The organism is Variimorphobacter sp. HTMS_6 (genome assembly GCF_059717775.1).
In genome coordinates, this window is the sequence record NZ_AP046094.1 from 1,130,671 (window position 1) to 1,149,835 (window position 19,165).

The 19,165-nt window shown below is 38.8% G+C and carries 17 protein-coding genes; 16 read left to right on the forward strand and 1 reads right to left on the reverse strand.

The annotated features are described in order from the left end of the window. Positions 1-145 precede the first annotated feature (145 nt). Both AC6IWN_RS04995 and AC6IWN_RS05000 read left to right on the forward strand, forming a co-directional pair. Positions 146-844 (forward strand): DUF434 domain-containing protein, encoded by a 699-nt coding sequence (locus AC6IWN_RS04995; RefSeq protein WP_497991270.1) that lies wholly within the window; start codon positions 146-148, stop codon positions 842-844. A 34-nt stretch (positions 845-878) separates the two neighbouring features. Then, positions 879-1,655: a PhzF family phenazine biosynthesis protein gene (locus AC6IWN_RS05000; RefSeq protein ID WP_497991271.1), complete on the forward strand. Its 777-nt coding sequence runs from the start codon at positions 879-881 to the stop codon at positions 1,653-1,655. A 51-nt stretch (positions 1,656-1,706) separates the two neighbouring features. On the opposite strand, the gene AC6IWN_RS05005 is transcribed toward AC6IWN_RS05000, so the two are convergent. Then, on the reverse strand, positions 1,707-2,771 hold the full coding sequence (locus AC6IWN_RS05005; RefSeq protein ID WP_497991272.1) for a putative sugar O-methyltransferase: 1,065 nt from the start codon (positions 2,769-2,771) through the stop codon (positions 1,707-1,709). A 285-nt stretch (positions 2,772-3,056) separates the two neighbouring features. Here AC6IWN_RS05005 and AC6IWN_RS05010 point away from each other — a divergent pair, with 285 nt between their 5' ends. The 14 genes from AC6IWN_RS05010 (at position 3,057) to lgt (ending at position 18,997) form a co-directional block, all read left to right on the forward strand. Further along, positions 3,057-4,514, forward strand: coding sequence for a UDP-N-acetylmuramoyl-L-alanyl-D-glutamate--2,6-diaminopimelate ligase (locus AC6IWN_RS05010; protein ID WP_497991273.1), 1,458 nt, complete (start codon positions 3,057-3,059; stop codon positions 4,512-4,514). Positions 4,515-4,582: 68 nt separating this feature from the next. After that, positions 4,583-6,817 (forward strand): replication restart helicase PriA, encoded by a 2,235-nt coding sequence (gene priA, locus AC6IWN_RS05015; RefSeq protein ID WP_497992170.1) that lies wholly within the window; start codon positions 4,583-4,585, stop codon positions 6,815-6,817. A 64-nt stretch (positions 6,818-6,881) separates the two neighbouring features. Beyond that, entirely contained in the window at positions 6,882-7,373 is a 492-nt protein-coding gene (gene def / locus AC6IWN_RS05020) for a peptide deformylase (RefSeq protein ID WP_497991274.1), read from the forward strand. Between the two features lie 107 nt (positions 7,374-7,480). Next, positions 7,481-8,410, forward strand: a complete 930-nt coding sequence (gene fmt, locus AC6IWN_RS05025; RefSeq protein ID WP_497991275.1) for a methionyl-tRNA formyltransferase — start codon at positions 7,481-7,483, stop codon at positions 8,408-8,410. A gap of 104 nt (positions 8,411-8,514) precedes the next feature. Beyond that, positions 8,515-9,213: a zinc metallopeptidase gene (locus AC6IWN_RS05030; protein ID WP_497991276.1), complete on the forward strand. Its 699-nt coding sequence runs from the start codon at positions 8,515-8,517 to the stop codon at positions 9,211-9,213. Further along, entirely contained in the window at positions 9,206-10,561 is a 1,356-nt protein-coding gene (gene rsmB, locus AC6IWN_RS05035; protein ID WP_497991277.1) for a 16S rRNA (cytosine(967)-C(5))-methyltransferase RsmB, read from the forward strand. The genes AC6IWN_RS05030 and rsmB overlap by 8 nt, the downstream gene beginning before the upstream one ends. Before the next feature lie 26 nt (positions 10,562-10,587). Then, the gene (gene rlmN / locus AC6IWN_RS05040) at positions 10,588-11,631 is read left to right on the forward strand and encodes a dual-specificity RNA methyltransferase RlmN (RefSeq protein ID WP_497991278.1); all 1,044 of its coding nucleotides are present in this window, start codon (positions 10,588-10,590) and stop codon (positions 11,629-11,631) included. A 27-nt stretch (positions 11,632-11,658) separates the two neighbouring features. Continuing rightward, a complete protein-coding gene (locus AC6IWN_RS05045; RefSeq protein ID WP_497991279.1) occupies positions 11,659-12,378 on the forward strand; it encodes a Stp1/IreP family PP2C-type Ser/Thr phosphatase in 720 nt (239 codons plus the stop codon). Positions 12,379-12,395: 17 nt separating this feature from the next. Beyond that, positions 12,396-14,462 carry a Stk1 family PASTA domain-containing Ser/Thr kinase gene (pknB, locus tag AC6IWN_RS05050; RefSeq protein WP_497991280.1) on the forward strand — a complete coding sequence of 689 codons (2,067 nt, stop codon included), beginning with the start codon at positions 12,396-12,398 and terminating at the stop codon, positions 14,460-14,462. 9 nt (positions 14,463-14,471) lie between these two features. Next, positions 14,472-15,356: a ribosome small subunit-dependent GTPase A gene (gene rsgA / locus AC6IWN_RS05055; protein ID WP_497991281.1), complete on the forward strand. Its 885-nt coding sequence runs from the start codon at positions 14,472-14,474 to the stop codon at positions 15,354-15,356. Positions 15,357-15,423: 67 nt separating this feature from the next. Next, positions 15,424-16,095: a ribulose-phosphate 3-epimerase gene (rpe, locus tag AC6IWN_RS05060; RefSeq protein WP_497991282.1), complete on the forward strand. Its 672-nt coding sequence runs from the start codon at positions 15,424-15,426 to the stop codon at positions 16,093-16,095. 85 nt (positions 16,096-16,180) lie between these two features. Continuing rightward, entirely contained in the window at positions 16,181-16,840 is a 660-nt protein-coding gene (locus AC6IWN_RS05065; RefSeq protein WP_497991283.1) for a thiamine diphosphokinase, read from the forward strand. A gap of 88 nt (positions 16,841-16,928) precedes the next feature. Beyond that, positions 16,929-18,026, forward strand: a complete 1,098-nt coding sequence (gene ychF, locus AC6IWN_RS05070) for a redox-regulated ATPase YchF (RefSeq protein WP_497991284.1) — start codon at positions 16,929-16,931, stop codon at positions 18,024-18,026. 41 nt (positions 18,027-18,067) lie between these two features. Next, positions 18,068-18,997, forward strand: a complete 930-nt coding sequence (lgt, locus tag AC6IWN_RS05075) for a prolipoprotein diacylglyceryl transferase (RefSeq protein ID WP_497992171.1) — start codon at positions 18,068-18,070, stop codon at positions 18,995-18,997. The last annotated feature ends 168 nt before the right edge of the window (positions 18,998-19,165 follow it).

Consider the following 19,165-nt stretch of genomic DNA (forward strand, 5'->3'; position numbering starts at 1 on the left):
TAACACACAAATAGGTTTACATTAATTGTTCTTATAATAGATTAATATCATTACCTGTTTGCGGTTAGCCTATATATAATTACAAAAATCATAGATATAATTGGATACTAACCGCATGAACATAAACCAGATAGGAGATGATTGCATGACCGATAGTAGAAGAGGATTTGTCCCTTCTGACGAAAAAGAATTCTCGGATGATAGTGTGAGGATTCTTCGCAGGGCGCAAAAAGATATTCGATATCTTATTAATCAAGGATATCCTATTAAGAATGCATCCACCTTTGTTGGAAACCACTTTATGTTATCCGAACGACAAAGAATAGCCATCGTTAGAGCAAGTTCGTCAGACGAGGAGTTAGCACTAAGAAAAGGGAAGGAGCTTACGAGGGATACACTGGGTAATAGCGTTGTGATCGATGGATTAAATACGATTATTACCCTTGAGGTGGCATTATCCCAGGGTATATTGATTCGATGCATGGATGGCAGTATTAGAGATTTGGCAGGACTTCGTGGAACGTATCGGCTGATTAGTCAGACTGATCTTGCGATTCAATTGCTGGGTGAAAAGCTATCTCAGCTGAATGTAGAAGAGGTAATCTTTTATTTGGATGCTCCTGTTTCAAATACAGGTAGGTTAAAGTCACGAATCTTTGAATTACTTGAGGTCTATCCATTTCATTTGCAGGTGGAGGTAGTTCATGATGTGGATGTCCGACTGCAACAGATGGAGGGGGTAATCTCAAGTGATTCTATTATATTGAATAAATGTAAGAGTTGGTATAATATAGTAAATACTATTATGAAAGATTTATCGATGGAATTAATTGATTTAGGGTAAGAAACAGTACTTACTAGGCGGAATGGAGGACATTATGAAGTATTATGTTGTAGATGCTTTTACAAAGGAACATTATTGCGGTAATCCCGCGGGAGTTTGTGTGATGGAGAAATGGATAAGCGATGAAATCATGCAAAAGATTGCATTTGAGAATAATCTAGCAGAGACAGCCTTTCTTGTAAAAAATCATGACCATTATGATCTGCGATGGTTTACTCCGGAAGTAGAGATTGATCTCTGCGGTCATGCAACCTTAGCAAGTGCACATGTATTGATGAGTTACATAGATACTACATTAAATCAGGTAGCATTCGAAACAAAGAGCGGGAAACTTACTGTTACAAGAGATGGAGAGATTTACCTTATGGATTTTCCGTCTAGAGTACCGAAAGTATGTGTAAAGCCGCAATTATTGGAAAAAGCATTAAATATTGACGTATTAGAAACCTATCAATCCAGAGATCTCGTCGTAGTCGTCAAGGATGAACAGACTATGAAAGAATTAAAACCTGATTTTTCGCTTTTAAAGCAATTAGAAGATTACTTTGGTATCATAGTTACAGCAAAAGGAGATCAAGTTGATTTTGTATCACGCTTCTTTGCTCCCAGAGCAGGAATTCCAGAGGATCCGGTGACCGGTTCTTCTCATTCGACCTTAATCCCTTTTTGGAGTGAACGATTGGGTAAAGATGTTATGATTGCAAGGCAGCTCTCCTACAGAGGAGGAGAACTGTATTGCAAGAATTTGATGGATCGTGTTGAGATTGGTGGAAATGCTATCACACATCTAGTGGGAGAAATATTAGTATAAGCATACTTAAGTACACATGTTAAATAGCTAAGTTATAATTTCATATATTCATTAATTGATATATTGGTAAAGATATTCCCTATACCGTCCGCCTGCCCCAGTCCATGGGGATATCGCCTGGTAGATAAGTTTATATCCATCAGGAATCGGAAAGTCTTTTGCAAGTACTTCAGTATGTCCGCGTGAGGAGCTTTCCCAAAGTTTATAATTGCTGTTTTGATGAAAGATATATGTGGGAATATTTTGATGAATCGTATCAAAGTAATCACTAATATCCTTATAACTCATCTCGGAGAAGGAATTAGAATTGTAAGCAACATCAAATCCACAATTTATTTTCCTGTGATTATTAGATGGGACAAAGATCAAGTCATATTTTTGTGTGTCATTGGGGGTGATTTCACCCTCCATGGCCCATTTTATTTTAAGGTCTTTGTGAAACATGTGAGACCATTTTTTTGTATAATAATAATTTGTGAATAGGGTCTCTGCCAGATCGCATACGATATAACAATAATTATTTGTTAATCGGTTCAGATAATAATATACCCCTCCGTACCCACCACCGATTTCTAAAATTACTGGTCTTTTTATACCCTCAGTGAGTTCCTTAAGTTTACATGCGTGATAATAATGCCTGCAGGAGTTGTAAAGGATAAGGGAGCCGTCAATTAATACACCAAACGGATTTCCTATAAAGGGGGTGCTTAACTCTGAAACCGGTATGTCTCCACAGAATTCTCTTAAGGTATCCAAATCTAAAAGGGTATCGTTCACCAAATCCCGTCTTGTTGATTCCGAGTCGCTGTCAGGCGCAGATATACCAAACGATATCTGGTTTCGAAAAAAGTTTTGATACATTGAGATTAAGGCTTCTTTGTTCCCGTTGGCTAAATTCTTTTTATATTCATTTTGTTTGTTTTCTTGAATCCATGCCCATTCGCCTCCGGCAAGAACAATCTGGTGCGAATACATTTGATATATTTCAATAATATCTTTTACAATTTCTTCATCAAAGGGGTCGATGACTTCTCGATCATAATAAACACCATCCAGATAATCTTGACAGTTTGGGTGTGTCTTTCTCTCTATTCCGGCGAAGGTAAGTCGTTGCATAATTCCTCCCATATAAAAAAATATATATCTGTATTACTATATGCCTTAGCGGTTCATTTGGTATATCAAAGAGCGATTGCTGTAGAATATCAAGGTTAAAAATATTGCATATTGTGCTATAAACTCTACCATAAGTAGGTTAATAAGATCTAAGGCTTTACAAATAAGATTATTCGCCTATAATTATATGTGTGAAATAATGCTGTTTTATATCACATTTAGCAAATACTATATTTGATAACATCATCAGAATCGATGCAAAATATATTCTATGGAGGTTGACATATGTTATTAGAACAATTATTAGAAGATTTAGAGTATAGCTGTATACAGGGAGAGATACATACGCAGGTAACGGATCTGGTATATGATTCACGTAAAGTAGGAGAGGGTTCCGTATTCGTATGCATAACCGGTGCAGTGACGGACGGACATCAATATATTAATGATGTTGTGGAAAAAGGTGCGACAGCTATTGTTGTGGAACGTGATGTTGAAGCTCCAAAGGGTGTGACAGTGATAAAGGTTGAAAATACCCGCCTTGCCCTTGCTTGTATGTCAGCTGCTTATTTCGGACATCCTGCACGTAAGTTGATTTCAATTGGTATCACTGGTACAAAGGGAAAGACAACAACGACCTATATGATCAAATCCATCCTAGAGAATACAGGCAAAAAAGTCGGATTGATCGGAACGATAGAGACGATTATCCTTGATAAAGTGATTCCTGCAAATAATACGACTCCGGAGTCTTATATAATACAACAAACTTTTGCCGAAATGGTGGAAGCAGGGTGTGAGTATGTAGTGATGGAGGTTTCTTCCCAAGGTCTTATGCTAAATCGTGTCAGTGGGTTTACCTTTGATTACGGTATCTTCACAAATCTGGAGCCGGATCATATCGGTCCTGCGGAGCATAAGGATTTCGCAGATTATCTAAGATGTAAGAGTTTGTTATTTAAACAATGTAAGCTTGGGTTAATTAATATCGATGATTCCCATGCTCTGGAGATTCTTGAAGGGCACACCTGTAAGGTGGAAACCTATGGTTTCTCTGAGAAGGCAGATATCAGGGCTACCGATGTGAAGCTGGTAGAATGCCCTGGATATCTGGGAATTGCTTATAAAGTAGAAGGATTAATGAACCTGGAGGTTAGTATGAATGTTCCGGGTAAATTCAATGTATATAATTCACTCTGTGCAATTGCTTTATGTAGAAATTTTGATGTGAAAGACAGTGAAATTATTAAGGCTTTGGATAAAATCAATGTTAAGGGTCGTGTTGAGTTAGTCCCTGTGTCAGAGCATTTCACATTGATGATTGACTATGCTCATAATGCGATGAGTCTTAGAAGTTTACTTACCACATTGAAGGAATATCATCCAAGAAGACTGGTATGTCTCTTTGGTTGTGGAGGTAACCGATCCAGAGACAGACGATTTGAGATGGGAGAGGTTTCCTCAGAACTGGCAGATCTTACTGTGGTTACCTCCGATAATCCAAGATTTGAAGAGCCACAGGATATTATTAATGATATCCTTGTTGGTGTAAAAAAAGGTAGCGGTAAGTATGTTGAGATCATTGATCGTAAGACTGCAATTAAGTATTGTATCGACAATGCGCAGGAAGGTGATGTAGTGGTTTTAGCCGGTAAAGGACATGAGTATTACCAGGAAATTAAGGGTGTGAAGCATCACATGGATGAACGTGAGTTGATTGAGGATATTCTGGCTGGAAGGTAATCGTGTGATTTATTGATACATGAAGGAAAAGAACGAAAGAAGGAAAGGAGGCTGCTATGTCTTATCAAATGTATGCAGATATCATTATTGATATATCCCATGAAAATCTGGACAAGACATACCAGTACGCCATTCCACAGGAATATAGTGAACGAGCTGTAATAGGAGCTTTGGTAGTTGTACCCTTTGGTAAGGGCAATCGCAGAATTAATGGCTACATCGTTGGAATTTCCACCGAGCCGAAGATTGCGAAAGAATTAATTAAACCAATCAGCGAGGTAGTACAAGGGGCGCAAATCATTGAAAGTCACCTTATCTATCTGGCATATTGGATGAAGGAAAACTTCGGTGGAACAATGAATGATTCCTTAAAGACCGTAATTCCTGTAAAAAAAGCGATTAAAATCAAGGAACAAAGAAGTGTAGAATTAACCATAGATCCGGAACGGGTCAATCAGCTTTATTATGAATACCAACGCAAGAATAATAAGGCAAAATTACGCCTATTGGAGGCGTTGCAAAAAAACAGAGTTTTAGATTATGAGGAGGTAATCGGTAAATTAAAAATACCGAGAACCACCTTACAGGGAATGCAGGAGCAGGGTATTATGAAAATTGTATCGGAGCAGCTCTATCGTAATCCGGTACAGTACAGTGGAGAGCCATATAAACCTGTGTTATTAAATGATGAACAAGAATTTATAGTAATTGACTTTATTAGAGAATATCAAGAGGGAATAAGAGGCACCTATTTAGTTCATGGCATTACCGGTAGTGGGAAAACGGAAGTATATATGGATATTATTGCTTCGGTTATCGCACAAGGAAAACAGGTTATTATGCTGATACCCGAGATAGCGCTGACGTTTCAGACGGTGCAGCGCTTTTATAAACGATTCGGGGATCGTATAACAATTATGAATTCAAAGATGTCACAGGGAGAGCGTTATGATCAGAGTGTAAGAGCAGCGAACGGAGAGATTGATATCATCATTGGACCACGATCGGCACTGTTTACACCATTTCAAAATCTTGGACTCATTATCATCGATGAAGAGCATGAGGGCAGCTATAAAAGCGAAACCTCACCCAAGTATCATGCAGTCATGGTTGCTCGTAAAAGAGCGGAGCTTACCGGAGCCAGTGTGCTACTCGGATCAGCTACCCCATCCTTAGAATCCTATATTAATGCTACGAAAGGGGAATATAAGCTTTATTCGCTGACAAAAAGAGCGAAGGAAGCAAAGCCCCCAAAGGTATGGGTTGTGGATTTGAGAGAGGAGCTTAAGAATAAGAATAAATCCATATTTAGTTATAAGCTGAAAGAGTTGATAATAGATCGATTAAATAAGAAGGAACAGATTATGCTGTTTCTGAACCGAAGAGGTTATGCAGGTTTTGTATCCTGTAGAAGCTGTGGCTACGTATTAAAATGCCCTCACTGTGATGTCTCATTGACGTCTCATAATAATGGAAAGCTAGTATGCCATTATTGTGGGCATGAAGAAGTACAGCCAAAGCTTTGTCCACAGTGTAATTCCAAGTATATTGCTGCCTTTGGTACAGGTACACAGAAGGTAGAGGAGCTTGTTCATAGGGAATTTCCCGTAGCAAAGGTTCTTCGAATGGATATGGATACAACAAGGAATAAAGGAAGTCATGATGCGATTTTAAAAGCATTCTCGGAGCATAAAGCAGATATCTTAATCGGTACTCAGATGATTGTAAAAGGACATGATTTTCCAAAGGTAACCTTGGTTGGTATTATAGCAGCAGATTTGTCCCTCTACACAGGAGACTTTCGGGCAAGTGAAAGAACCTTTCAGTTATTAAATCAGGCGTCAGGAAGAGCTGGGCGAGATGCGTTGCCCGGAGAAGTTGTGATACAAACCTATCATCCGGATCATTATAGCATCATGACTGCTGCTGATGGTGATTATGCATCCTTTTTTGAACAGGAGATGCTATACCGTAAATTGATGCAATATCCTCCGGCGTCCCATATTCTGCTGGCTCTGATTACCTCTAAAGAGGAACAGGCGGTGGATGTTGCTTCCCAGATGCTTGGTGGAGCAATTAAGCATTATCTTGATGAAAAAGGGATGGAAGGACATGTAATTGGTCCAGCTCCGGCAACCGTATCAAAAGCAAATGATATCTACCGAAGAGTAATCTATATCAAGCATGATGAATATTTTGTATTAATCGATTTGAAGAATTATGTGGAAGGGTATTTTAATTATTCTGAGAATTTTACGTCTTGTAACCTTCAATTTGATTTTAATCCAATGAGTAGTTATTGATAAATGAAACAACAATATGGTATGATAAAGAAACTCATTTTTATTAGTTGAAAGGAATGGATTTATGGCAATTAGAAATATTAGAGAATTTGGTGATAATGTATTAAATAAAGTAAGCAAAGAGGTTATGCAAAATGATAAAAAATTGGGCATCCTTATTGAAGATATGTTGGATACAATGTATGAAGCAGGAGGCGTCGGTCTAGCAGCCCCTCAAGTCGGTGTGCTAAAAAGAGTAGTGGTAATTGATGTATCGGAGGAGGGCGATGATCCAATTATATTAATTAATCCTGTTATTATCGAACGAGATGGAGAACAGACAGGAGATGAAGCCTGCTTAAGTGTTCCCGGAAAAGTGGGTACAGTTACCAGACCAAATTTCGTTAAGGTAAAGGCTATGGATAGAAAAATGCAGGAGTATACGGTGGAAGGTACCGGATTACTAGCCCGTGCATTCTGTCATGAGATTGATCATCTGGATGGCACATTATATGTGACCCGTGTGGAAGGTGAATTACGTAGTTCCTTCTCGGAAGATGAGGAAGAGGAAGAATAATCAGCCGATAGAATTTTAAGTAATGCAAGAATAAGGTAAGGGAAAATTGAGATAAGAATCCTTGTAATCTGACGCTTGACGTAGTTGATGAAAGGCATGGTGAAACGATGAAGATATTATTTATGGGAACGCCGGATTTTGCAGCAACCATATTAGAGAAATTATTACTATCTGGTCATGAGATAATTGGAGTGATAACACAGCCGGATAAACAAAAAGGTAGGAAACGTGAGGTTAGCCAACCACCGGTGAAAGAATTAGCTATACAACATGGATTACCGGTTTATCAGCCGGTTAAGGTAAGAGAAGAAGAATTCCTTACAACGATTCGTGCACTTGCTCCCGATGTAATTGCGGTAGCTGCTTTTGGTCAAATACTTCCAAAGACATTACTTGACATACCACCAAAGGGATGTATCAATGTACATGCCTCCCTGCTTCCGAAGTATCGTGGCGCAGCTCCGATTCAGTACTCCATCCTGGACGGTGAGGAGGAGACCGGAATCACGATTATGCATATGGATGTAGGTATAGATACAGGAGATATCATACTACAGTCGAAGATTGCAATCTCTTCAGAGGAAACAGGCGGAAGTCTATTTGATAAGATGGCGGTACTGGGTGGAGAGTTACTGGTGGAAGCATTAGAACAGATCCAGAATAACACCGCAATGCGTATTCCACAGGATGAAGAGCACGCTACTTATGTGAAGATGATTACCAAGGAGATGGGTAAAATTGATTTTTCTCTTCCTGCTGTCCAAATTGAACGATTAATTCGAGGATTAAATCCTTGGCCAACCGCATATACCTTTCATGAAGGGAAATCCTTAAAACTGTGGAAAGCAGAAGTAAAAGCAGGCGATGGAAGCGCAGTTGCCGGTGAAGTGGTGGCTATTAATAAGGATTCCATTGAGGTCATGACCGGTGATGGGATATTAGTGATTAAGGAATTACAGTTGGAAGGCAAAAAGCGTATGGCAGCAGATGCATTCCTAAGAGGATTTCCGATTCAGCCAGGAATTAAGCTAGGTTAATGAAATCTTCACATAATAATCAAACATTTATACTATCATATAGATAGAAACAGACGATTCAATAGAGCATATTGTTTTATTTTAGAAAGTAGGTGTACACAATTATGTATTTTGGCTATTTTGATCCAACCTATATATTGGTTATAATCGGTATTGTAATAACACTTGCGGCATCCGCAAAAGTTAAATCAACCTTTGGAAAGTATTCTAGGGTAGGTAGCGCATCCGGGATGACAGGGGCGCAGGTTGCAGAGCGACTCCTCCGTGAGGCAGGTATCTATGATGTTCGTATTGAACGGATATCAGGAGATCTGAATGATCACTATGATCCCAAAAATAAAGTACTGCGTTTATCTGATCCTGTATATGGACAAACCTCATTAGCTGCAATCGGTGTAGCTGCACATGAATGCGGTCACGCGATTCAGCATCAAGAATCTTATGCACCGTTAAGTATTCGTGGTGCTTTGGTTCCTGTAGCGAATATAGGATCCATGGCTGCATGGCCTCTCATTATACTTGGATTACTCTTAAGCTTTAATCAAACATTGATTTATCTTGGAATTATTTTATTTGGGGCAGCAGTATTATTTCAAATCATTACGTTGCCGGTGGAGTTTAATGCTTCCAAAAGAGCGATTCAAAAGCTTGGACAGACAGGTATTTTATACGGCGATGAGTTAAAACATTCGAAAAAAGTATTGGATGCAGCAGCGCTTACCTATGTGGCAGCAGCGGCAGCGACCATCTTACAGTTATTACGACTGATTATATTGTTTGGCGGAGGAAGAAGCCGTGACTGATACGATAAATACGCGTGAAATTATTCTTGATATGCTGCTTGAAGTATTAGAGGGGGATAAATTCAGCCACACCGTATTAAAGGGTACCTTAAGAAAATACCAGCATCTGCAAAAACAGGATAGAGCATTTATTTCGCGTACATTTACAGGAACGATCAAGGTTTATCTTACCCTTGATTATGTCATAAATCAGTTCTCCTCTCTTCCGGTACATAAGATGAAGCCATTCATTCGTAACCTTTTAAGAATGAGTGTGTATCAGCTTATGTATATGGATAAAGTGCCGGTTTCCGCTGTATGTAATGAAGCGGTTAAGCTGGCGAAGAAAAGGAGTTTTACGAAATTATCAGGTTTTATAAACGGTGTGCTTCGGAATATTGCAAGGAATTTAGAGGATTTGAGTTACCCGGAAAAAGAGAAAAACCCTTGTTCTTATCTAGAGGTAACATATTCGGTTCCGAATTGGTTTGTCAAAGAGCTTCTAGGTTTATATAGCTTTGATGTTGTTGAGAAGATTTTAGGTGCTTCATTGAAGGAAAAGGAGATCACAATCCGTTGTAATCGAAAGAAGGTAACTCCTACCGAGTTAAGCATTGCACTAGAGAATGAAGGGGTAACCGTTGCTCAAAGCGAATATCTGAATTATGCATTTAAACTTACGGATTATGATTATTTGGATCGATTAGAGTCCTTTAGGCAAGGTCTGTTCACAGTGCAGGATGTAAGCTCGATGCTGGTATGTGAGGCTGCAGGTATAAAAGAAGCAGATTTTGTAGTGGATGTATGTGCCGCTCCCGGCGGAAAAGCACTTCATGCTGCAGAAACTGCAGAAAATGTTTCTGCCAGGGATCTAACGGATTATAAGATAAATTATATTAACGAGAATATTGACCGGATGGGATTTACCAATGTATCAACGAAGGTATGGGACGCAACGGTAGAGGACACAGATATTATAGGGAAAGCAGATATCGTTATCGCAGATCTTCCATGTAGCGGTATGGGAGTAATAGGGAAAAAGCCGGATATTAAATACAATTTGGCCAAAAACCAGATAAGTGAATTGGCACAGCTACAGAGAGATATATTAAAAGTTGTGCAAAATTATGTAAAAGAAGGTGGAGTGCTGATATTTAGCACCTGTACCATTAATCGTTTTGAAAATCAGGATAATCGCAAGTGGTTTTTAGAGAACTTTGATTTTAACGCAGAGAGCCTTGACCCCTATCTGCCGGAGCAGTTACACTGCGAAGATACAAATGAGGGACACCTGCAATTATTACAGGGAGTTCATAATACGGATGGCTTTTATCTGGCGAGATTTCGCAAGAAGAGCAAGTTGCAGTAAAATTATAGATAGAATAGGATAAACAAATGGAAACAGTCGATATAAAGTCCCTATATGAAGAAGAATTGGTTCAAGAATTGAAAGTACTTGGATTACCGGCATTTCGAGCAAAGCAGATCTTTGAGTGGCTTCATGTTAAGTTGGTATCAAGTTATGATGAGATGACGAATTTACCGAAGAATCTTCGAGAAATATTAAAGGAAAAGTACCCAATCACGGCACTGGAACAGGTTGATGCACTGCGCTCCGAGAATGATGGAACTGTAAAATACCTATTTCGTCTAGAGGATGATAGAGTGATTGAAAGCGTTCTTATGAAATATCATCATGGCAACAGTGTGTGTATCTCCTCACAGGTAGGATGTCGAATGGGTTGTAAGTTCTGTGCTTCCACGATTGGCGGCAAGGAACGGGATTTGCTTCCCTCAGAGATGTTGGATCAGATTTATCGTATCCAGTCCCTGTCAGGTGAGAGGGTTTCCAATATCGTTGTTATGGGTACGGGAGAACCACTAGATAATTATGATAATCTCATTCGTTTTCTTCGTCTTATCACAAATGAGAAGGGATTGAATATCAGTGCAAGAAATATCACTGTCTCTACCTGTGGTATACCGGGGCAAATAAGATCGTTTGCGGAGGAAGGATTACCGATTACGCTGGCGCTTTCCTTGCATGCACCGAATAACGAGATACGAAAGCAGTTAATGCCGATCGCATCTAAGTATGATTTAAAAGAAGTGATGGATGCGTTTCTCTATTATTATGAAAAAACAGGCAGAAGATTAACCTTCGAATACAGTTTGGTAAATGGGGTAAATGATGAAGAAGTTCACGCAAAGGAACTTTCAAAACTGGTAAGGGGAATGAATTGCCATATAAATTTGATTCCTGTGAACCCGATTAAAGAGCGAGATTACAGGAAATCTGATAGCAGTAAAATACAAAATTTCAAAAATATACTTGAAAAAAACAGAATTAATGTTACTATAAGAAGAGAAATGGGCACAGATATTAATGCTGCCTGTGGACAACTAAGGAAGAGTTATTTAGATAAAAAAAGTCTTTAGAGGTTGCCATGATTGGGAGGTGCAGTCTTGAGAGCGTTTTCGTTAACCGATATCGGAGAGAAGCGACAGATTAATCAGGATTATGTCTTTTGTAGTGAAACCGCAGTGGGTAAGTTTCCGAACTTATTCATTGTTGCCGACGGCATGGGTGGACATAATGCAGGAGACTATGCTTCAAGATTTTGTGTGGAGTATTTTAAACAACAAATCGAAGAAAGTGAGTTGGAATCACCGGTTTCTTCAATTGAAGCAGCGTTAAAAGAAACAAATGCATCCCTTAGAAGTATAGCAGACGATCAAGTTGAATTAGAAGGTATGGGAACAACCTTTGTGGTTGCTACTATATTTGATAAAGAAATGTATGTTGCAAATGTTGGTGATAGCAGGCTATATGTGATCGATCAAGAGATGAAACAGATTACTGAGGATCATAGCTTAGTCGAAGCGATGGTAAAGACGGGTGAATTGAATCGAGAACAGGCTAGAGTTCATCCCAGCAAGAATGTGATTACCAGAGCAGTAGGTGCAAACGAACATTTGGAGCCTGATTTTTTTGAGGTAAGCTTGGACGAGGGAGATGTAGTACTTATGTGCTCGGATGGTCTAACTAATATGTTAGAAGATGAGGCAATTGAAAAGATCATCAAAGAAAATGATGATATTGAAGCAGCTGCCCATAAGTTAGTCGAAGATGCAAATAAGAACGGTGGAAAAGATAATATTGCAGTAATAATTATTAAAGTTTAAAGATGAGGTGAACAAAAATGTTAAAACCTGGTATGACTATCAGCAATCGTTATGAGATCATTGATAAAGTTGGCTCAGGCGGTATGGCCGATGTTTATAAGGCAAGGGACCAAAGGTTAAATCGTTTTGTTGCAATCAAAGTATTAAAGGCAGAATATTCAAATGACAAAAGTTTTGTAGACAAATTCAGAGGGGAAGCTCAATCAGCTGCGGGCTTATCTCATCCTAACATTGTTAATGTTTATGATGTAGGTGATGACGGCGGCTTACATTTTATTGTAATGGAACTGGTTGAAGGCATCACGCTCAAACGATTTATTGAGAGAAAAGGTAAGCTTGATATTAAAGAAGCAGTGGGTATCGGTATTCAGATCGCTCAAGGAATGGATGCGGCTCATGAAAATCACATAATTCATAGAGATATTAAACCCCAGAACATTATTATATCGCGAGATGGTAAAGTAAAGGTAACTGATTTCGGTATTGCAAAGGCAACGAATTCGAATACCATTACTTCAAATGCGATGGGATCAGTACATTATTTGTCTCCTGAACAGGCGAGAGGTGGCTATAGCGATGAAAAAAGTGATATTTACTCTCTCGGTGTAACACTGTATGAGATGTTGTCCGGCAAGGTACCTTTTTCCGGTGATAACACTGTATCAGTTGCTCTGCTTCATATTCAGGGAGAAGCAGTACCACTACGTGAATTAGATCCTTTTATTCCGGTAAGTATTGATAAAATCGTACAAAAATGTATGCAAAAGAGACCGGAGAGAAGATATCATTCCGCTTCGGATTTAATTGCAGACTTGAAAAAAGCAATCACGAATCCGGATGGTGATTTTGTTCAGATTCCTGCTTTTGTTGCACCGGATTCTCCGACGATAAACATATCGGATGATCTTAGCAAAATTAAAAGTGGAGCTTATCTGGAGGAAGATACTCGCCCGGTTAAGAATTATAATACGGGTAAAATAACAGAGGATGATGATGAAGATCTTGACACTGTGGATGCAAAAGTGGAAAAGGTATTCATGATTGGAACCATCGTTGTTGCAGGCATTATTATATTAGCTATCGTATTTGCAGTGGTTTGGTTTGTGAGTAACGGTGGAGGAAAGCCGAAGGGCGGAGATAAACCATCCGTGACTATGGAGGTTTCACCAAGTCCTGAAGCATCTCCAACGATATCTGAGACTGCAAAAAACTTCAAGATGCCAAGTGTTGTCGGCAAAACCAAGGAAGACGCAGAAAAAGCAATTAATGATCTCGATCCAACCGCATTTGTGCAATATAATGATCCGGAATATTCCGATGAATATAATAAGGATCAGGTTATGAAGCAATATCCGAATAAGGATAATGATGTAAAGATTGGTTCAACTATTATATTGACCCTAAGTCTTGGAGCAGAAGAATTAGAAGTACCGGATGTGTCCAATCTATCCGAGGCAAGCGCCAAGCTGAAATTAACCGATAAAGGCTTGAAGGTTAAGAATGACTACAAACCAAGCTCAGACGTGGAAAAGGGCAGAGTTATCTCCACCGATCCGGTAGCAGGAACGAAGGTTTCCGTAGGAGATACTGTTACGATCATAATTAGTGACGGTGATGCGAATACTCAGGTTTCTGTACCGAATTTGCTTGGTATGTCCGAAAGTGATGCAAAGGATGCGTTAACCGCTGCTGAGCTAACAGTTGGAAAGATATCCTATGAACCATCGGATAGTTATGATGTCGGACAGGTGACTTACCAATCAGAATCTTATAAAAATAAAGTGAAAAAGGGTACCGCAATAGATATAACTGTATGTAGTCCAATCTATCAGGGTTCGATAACAATTTCCGATGATTTGTTTACACCGAATGGCTTAAATCCATCAGATCCACATGAATTTGAATTTTCGATGACTCAGCCAGGAGTAGCAGGTGCAAAGGTTATTGATAACGGTAATTATACCAAGGATGATTTCCCGAAAACCATATCAGCTGAATCGGCTAGCAAATCAAACGGTACCGTTACATTAAAAATCGATGGTAATAAAGTACAGGGTAAAACATGGATCATAAAATTTAACTGAAGGTGAAATATGTTAAAAGGTAAAATTATCAAAGGGATAGCAGGTTTTTATTATGTTCATACTCCAGAGAATAATCAGATATATGAATGTAAGGCCAAGGGGATTTTTCGTAATCAGAAAATCAAACCCTTAGTGGGTGATGATGTTGTAATTGATATCAGTGACCAACCTGAGGGGAAGGGCACTATCACGGATATTTTACCTCGTATGAATGAATTGATCAGGCCTGCTGTAGCGAACATTGACCAGGCAATGATATTGTTCGCTGCAGCGGAGCCAAATCCAAATCTTAATCTTCTGGATCGCTTTCTGATTATGATGCAGAAGCAAAAGGTGAATACGGTTGTGTGTTTTAACAAAAAGGAAATTGTTACGAATGAGGAGCTCGCCTTATTGGAGGAAACCTATGAGCGTTGTGGATGCAAAGTGGTCTTTACCAGCATGAAACTGGGGAACGGCATTGAGGAGCTTAGGGATCTGATCAGGGGAAAGACGACTGTGTTAGCAGGCCCCTCAGGGGTAGGGAAGTCCACATTTATTAATTTGATTCAACCGGAAGCAAATATGGAAACCGGTAAGGTCAGTGATAAGATAAAACGTGGAAAACATACCACAAGACATTCGGAATTGATATTCGTGGAACAGGATACTTATATTATGGACACGCCCGGTTTCAGCTCTCTTTATATCAACGAGATTGATAAGGAAGAACTGAAGGACTATTTTGTGGAATTTCTGGAATATGATGAAGAATGCCGATTTATCGGTTGCAGCCATTTGAATGAACCAGGCTGTGCGGTAAAGGATGCGCTAAAGAATCACAAAATTAGTCATGTACGCTATGAAAATTATGTTCTCTTGTATGAAGAATTAAAAAATCAAAAACGTTATTAATGGAATTGCAATAAAGCAAAAGTTAAATCACTAATATACTTTACTTGACGAAAGGTTGAGGAATACTATGATAAAACTATCTCCATCAATACTAGCTGCGGATTTTGAAAAACTGGGAGAACAAATTGCCCTGATTGAACGGTCCGGAGCTCAATACCTTCATATTGATGTAATGGACGGAAATTTTGTTCCAACAATCAGTTTTGGTATGCCTTTGATAGCTTCGATACGAAAGAATTCGAAGCTTATTTTTGACGTTCATCTTATGGTAGAGGATCCAATTCGGTTTTTGGAGGACTTTAAAGCTGCAGGAGCAGATATTATTACAGTTCATGCTGAGGCATGTGATGACCTTAAGCAAACTGTTACAGCAATTAAAATGTTGGGCTTAAAGGCAGGTGTTTCTTTAAATCCAGTTACCCCAATCAGTGAAATAGAATATATTTTAAGCGAGATAGATATGATATTAGTAATGGCAGTGAATCCGGGTTATGGTGGACAAGCATTTATTCCGGCTGTTTTACAGAAGATAAGTGATTTGAAAGATATGATTTACAAAGCCAATTTGAATGTTGACATAGAGGTGGACGGAGGAGTAACTCATAAGAATATTACTGAGGTACTTCAAGCCGGAGCCAATGTGGTTGTAGCAGGAACTGCGGTCTTTAAGGGCGATATAACAGATAACATAGATATATTCCAGAAAAAGATCAAGGAGTTTGAAGCGCTTCAAGCATAGTACATTTGGATTTATGTCTAAGGCTTTGTTATATGGTCTGATTAAATAAACTTGTGATAAATTAATAAAAAGGTGATGAAAAGAGATGAAAACCAAGCATAATAAGATATTGATTATCACTGGTGGTAAAATTGAAGATGATTTCTTATCAAACCTTGTGATAAACGGAAATTATACGATGATTATAGCGGCAGATCACGGTTTGTATGCGGCAGATCGCTTAAACATCAAGTTAGACTATATCTTAGGTGATTTTGACTCAGTTACTGAATCTTTGTTAGAAAAATACAGGAGCATCTCTACTCCAATTCAGGCATTTCCACCTGAGAAGGATAAGACGGATACGGAGATCGCAATCGAATTGGCTTTGACGCATAATGCTGCTTCAATAGACATCGTGGGAGCAACTGGGAGTAGATTGGATCATGTGATTGGGAATATTCATCTGCTATTATTACCAATGCAGCTTAATGTTAAAGCTTGTATTCTTGATGCTAACAATAAGATATATTTAAAAGATATGAGCTTTTCGATACAAAGAGAGCATCAGTTTGGTGATTATGTATCATTACTGCCTTATGGTGACAAAGTAACCGGACTTACCTTAACTGGGTTTAAGTATCCGTTAAATCATATTACCTACATGGCAGGATCAAGTCTTGGTATAAGTAATGTAATAATAGAAGAGAAAGCAATAATCGAATTGTCGGAAGGAACACTAGTGGTAATTGAATCGAGAGATTAGGCAATGAAAGCAATACATTAAGATTATCACTTCGGTAATTGATAACAGACAATTCTATTGGAAATATATATAAGGAAGGAAGACACAAATGAAATTAGGTATCGTAGGCTTACCCAATGTAGGTAAGAGTACTCTTTTTAATTCTTTAACAAAAGCGGGGGCAGAATCAGCGAACTATCCATTCTGTACGATTGATCCCAATATCGGTATTGTACCGGTTCCGGATGAGAGATTGAAGGTATTGGGAGATTTATATCAGACCGAGAAGGTTGTTGCAGCTACGATTGAATTTGTTGATATCGCAGGTCTTGTAAAGGGAGCATCCAAGGGAGAAGGTCTTGGAAACCAGTTCCTCTCCAATATTCGTGAGGTGGATGCAATCGTTCACGTGGTTCGTTGCTTTGAAGATGGGAATGTAATTCATGTAGATGGTTCCGTTGATCCGTTAAGGGATATTGAAACCATTAATCTTGAGTTAATCTTTTCTGATATTGAGATATTAGAGAGAAGAATTTCAAGAGTTGCGAAGGGTGCAAAAAATGATAAATCTTTAGCGAAAGAACTTGCACTTTTGGAACGACTCAAAGCATTTTTAGAAGACGGTAAGATGGCGAAGGCTTTTGAACCGGCTGATGATGAAGAAACAGCAATTATGAATGAACTGAACCTATTAACAGCAAAACCGGTTATTTACGCATCAAATGTTAAAGAAGATGATCTTGCGGATGACGGTGTGAATAATGATAATGTTAAAGCTGTTCGTGAATTCGCTAAGAGTGAAAACTCTGAGGTATTTGTAATCTGCGCACAAATCGAGCAGGAAATTGCGGAGCTTGATGAGGAAGAGAAGAAGATGTTTTTAGAGGATTTGGGATTAAAAGAATCCGGTCTGGAGAAATTAATTACTGCAAGCTATCGACTTCTTGGATTAATAAGCTATCTGACAGCAGGCCCTAAGGAAACAAAAGCCTGGACAATCAAAATAGGTACAAAGGCACCTCAGGCTGCAGGTAAGATCCATTCGGATTTTGAGCGAGGATTTATTCGAGCTGAAATTGTGAATTATCACAATCTGGTTGAATGCGGTAACTATAATGCTGCGAAGGAAAAAGGTTTAGTTCGCTCTGAAGGCAAAGAATATGTCGTTCAGGACGGAGACGTAGTATTGTTCCGTTTTAATGTATAATCAACTTTATTATAGAGAGTGGTGAGGTTATTTTGGATAGCTTGAAGACAAATGTTATTTTTCCGCACCTAGGCATAGAGTTTCATCAATTTACCTCGGGCTTTGATGTGTTTGGATTTCATATCGCCTTTTACGGTGTCGTGATAGGATTTGGTATGATGATTGGTATGCTGATGGCGTTTTGGACGGCAAAGAGAACTGGACAAAATCCTGATTTTTATATGGATTTTGCGCTAGTGGCTATTATAGCATCAGTAATTGGAGCAAGAATTTATTATGTAATTTTTGCGTGGGATGAATTTAAGGATAGACCCCTATCTGTATTTAATCTCCGCACTGGAGGATTAGCCATCTATGGTGGTATTATCGTTGCATTTCTAACCGCAATAATCTATGCAAGATATAAAAAATATTCTTTTTGGTTACTGGCAGATACAGGGTGTATTGGCTTGGTAACCGGGCAGATGATTGGTCGATGGGGTAATTTCTTTAATAGGGAAGCGTTTGGAAAATATACGGACGGTCTCTTTGCAATGCAACTTGACCGAAGAGTGGTATCAAGCGTATATCAGGATACGTTATCTACAAGCCAATTACAACAGATGTATGATGGAAGGCCTAAGGCGTTGGAACGAATTCTCGAGATTCGTAACCATATCCAGTCAGTTGATGGAATTCAGTACATTCAGGTACATCCTACATTTCTTTATGAATCGCTATGGAATCTATGTTTACTTGTTATCCTGGTGTTTTATACGAAACATAAGAAGTTTGACGGAGAAGTGATGTTGCTCTACTTGTTTGGTTATGGTCTTGGTAGAGTATGGATGGAAGGACTAAGAACGGATCAGCTGTTCCTATGGGGAACCCCGTTTGCGGTATCACAGCTATTATCAGCATTGTTAGTACTTGGTTCTGCCGTATATTTTGTATATAGAAGAATGAAATTAAAGCAAGTTAATCTATCATAATCAGTATGCTCAGGGATGTTGCTAAATAAATAATTTAAGGAATAATGTTATATTGCCATAATGCACTGTTTGGTTGTTGTCTTCCAACCTGTGTGTGAGGCAAATAACATTGTTCCTTAAAAAATTATTTATTAGCAACATCCTATTTATATGCTTTAATGAAATGGG

Bases quoted from the DNA above. Each gene is read 5' to 3' on its own strand.
- AC6IWN_RS04995 (WP_497991270.1), top strand. From the start codon at position 146: ATGACCGATAGTAGAAGAGGATTTGTCCCTTCTGACGAAAAAGAATTC.
- AC6IWN_RS05000 (WP_497991271.1), top strand. From the start codon at position 879: ATGAAGTATTATGTTGTAGATGCTTTTACAAAGGAACATTATTGCGGT.
- AC6IWN_RS05005 (WP_497991272.1), bottom strand. From the start codon at position 2,771: ATGCAACGACTTACCTTCGCCGGAATAGAGAGAAAGACACACCCAAAC.
- AC6IWN_RS05010 (WP_497991273.1), top strand. From the start codon at position 3,057: ATGTTATTAGAACAATTATTAGAAGATTTAGAGTATAGCTGTATACAG.
- priA (WP_497992170.1), top strand. From the start codon at position 4,583: ATGTATGCAGATATCATTATTGATATATCCCATGAAAATCTGGACAAG.
- def (WP_497991274.1), top strand. From the start codon at position 6,882: ATGGCAATTAGAAATATTAGAGAATTTGGTGATAATGTATTAAATAAA.
- fmt (WP_497991275.1), top strand. From the start codon at position 7,481: ATGAAGATATTATTTATGGGAACGCCGGATTTTGCAGCAACCATATTA.
- AC6IWN_RS05030 (WP_497991276.1), top strand. From the start codon at position 8,515: ATGTATTTTGGCTATTTTGATCCAACCTATATATTGGTTATAATCGGT.
- rlmN (WP_497991278.1), top strand. From the start codon at position 10,588: ATGGAAACAGTCGATATAAAGTCCCTATATGAAGAAGAATTGGTTCAA.
- pknB (WP_497991280.1), top strand. From the start codon at position 12,396: ATGTTAAAACCTGGTATGACTATCAGCAATCGTTATGAGATCATTGAT.
- rsgA (WP_497991281.1), top strand. From the start codon at position 14,472: ATGTTAAAAGGTAAAATTATCAAAGGGATAGCAGGTTTTTATTATGTT.
- rpe (WP_497991282.1), top strand. From the start codon at position 15,424: ATGATAAAACTATCTCCATCAATACTAGCTGCGGATTTTGAAAAACTG.
- AC6IWN_RS05065 (WP_497991283.1), top strand. From the start codon at position 16,181: ATGAAAACCAAGCATAATAAGATATTGATTATCACTGGTGGTAAAATT.
- ychF (WP_497991284.1), top strand. From the start codon at position 16,929: ATGAAATTAGGTATCGTAGGCTTACCCAATGTAGGTAAGAGTACTCTT.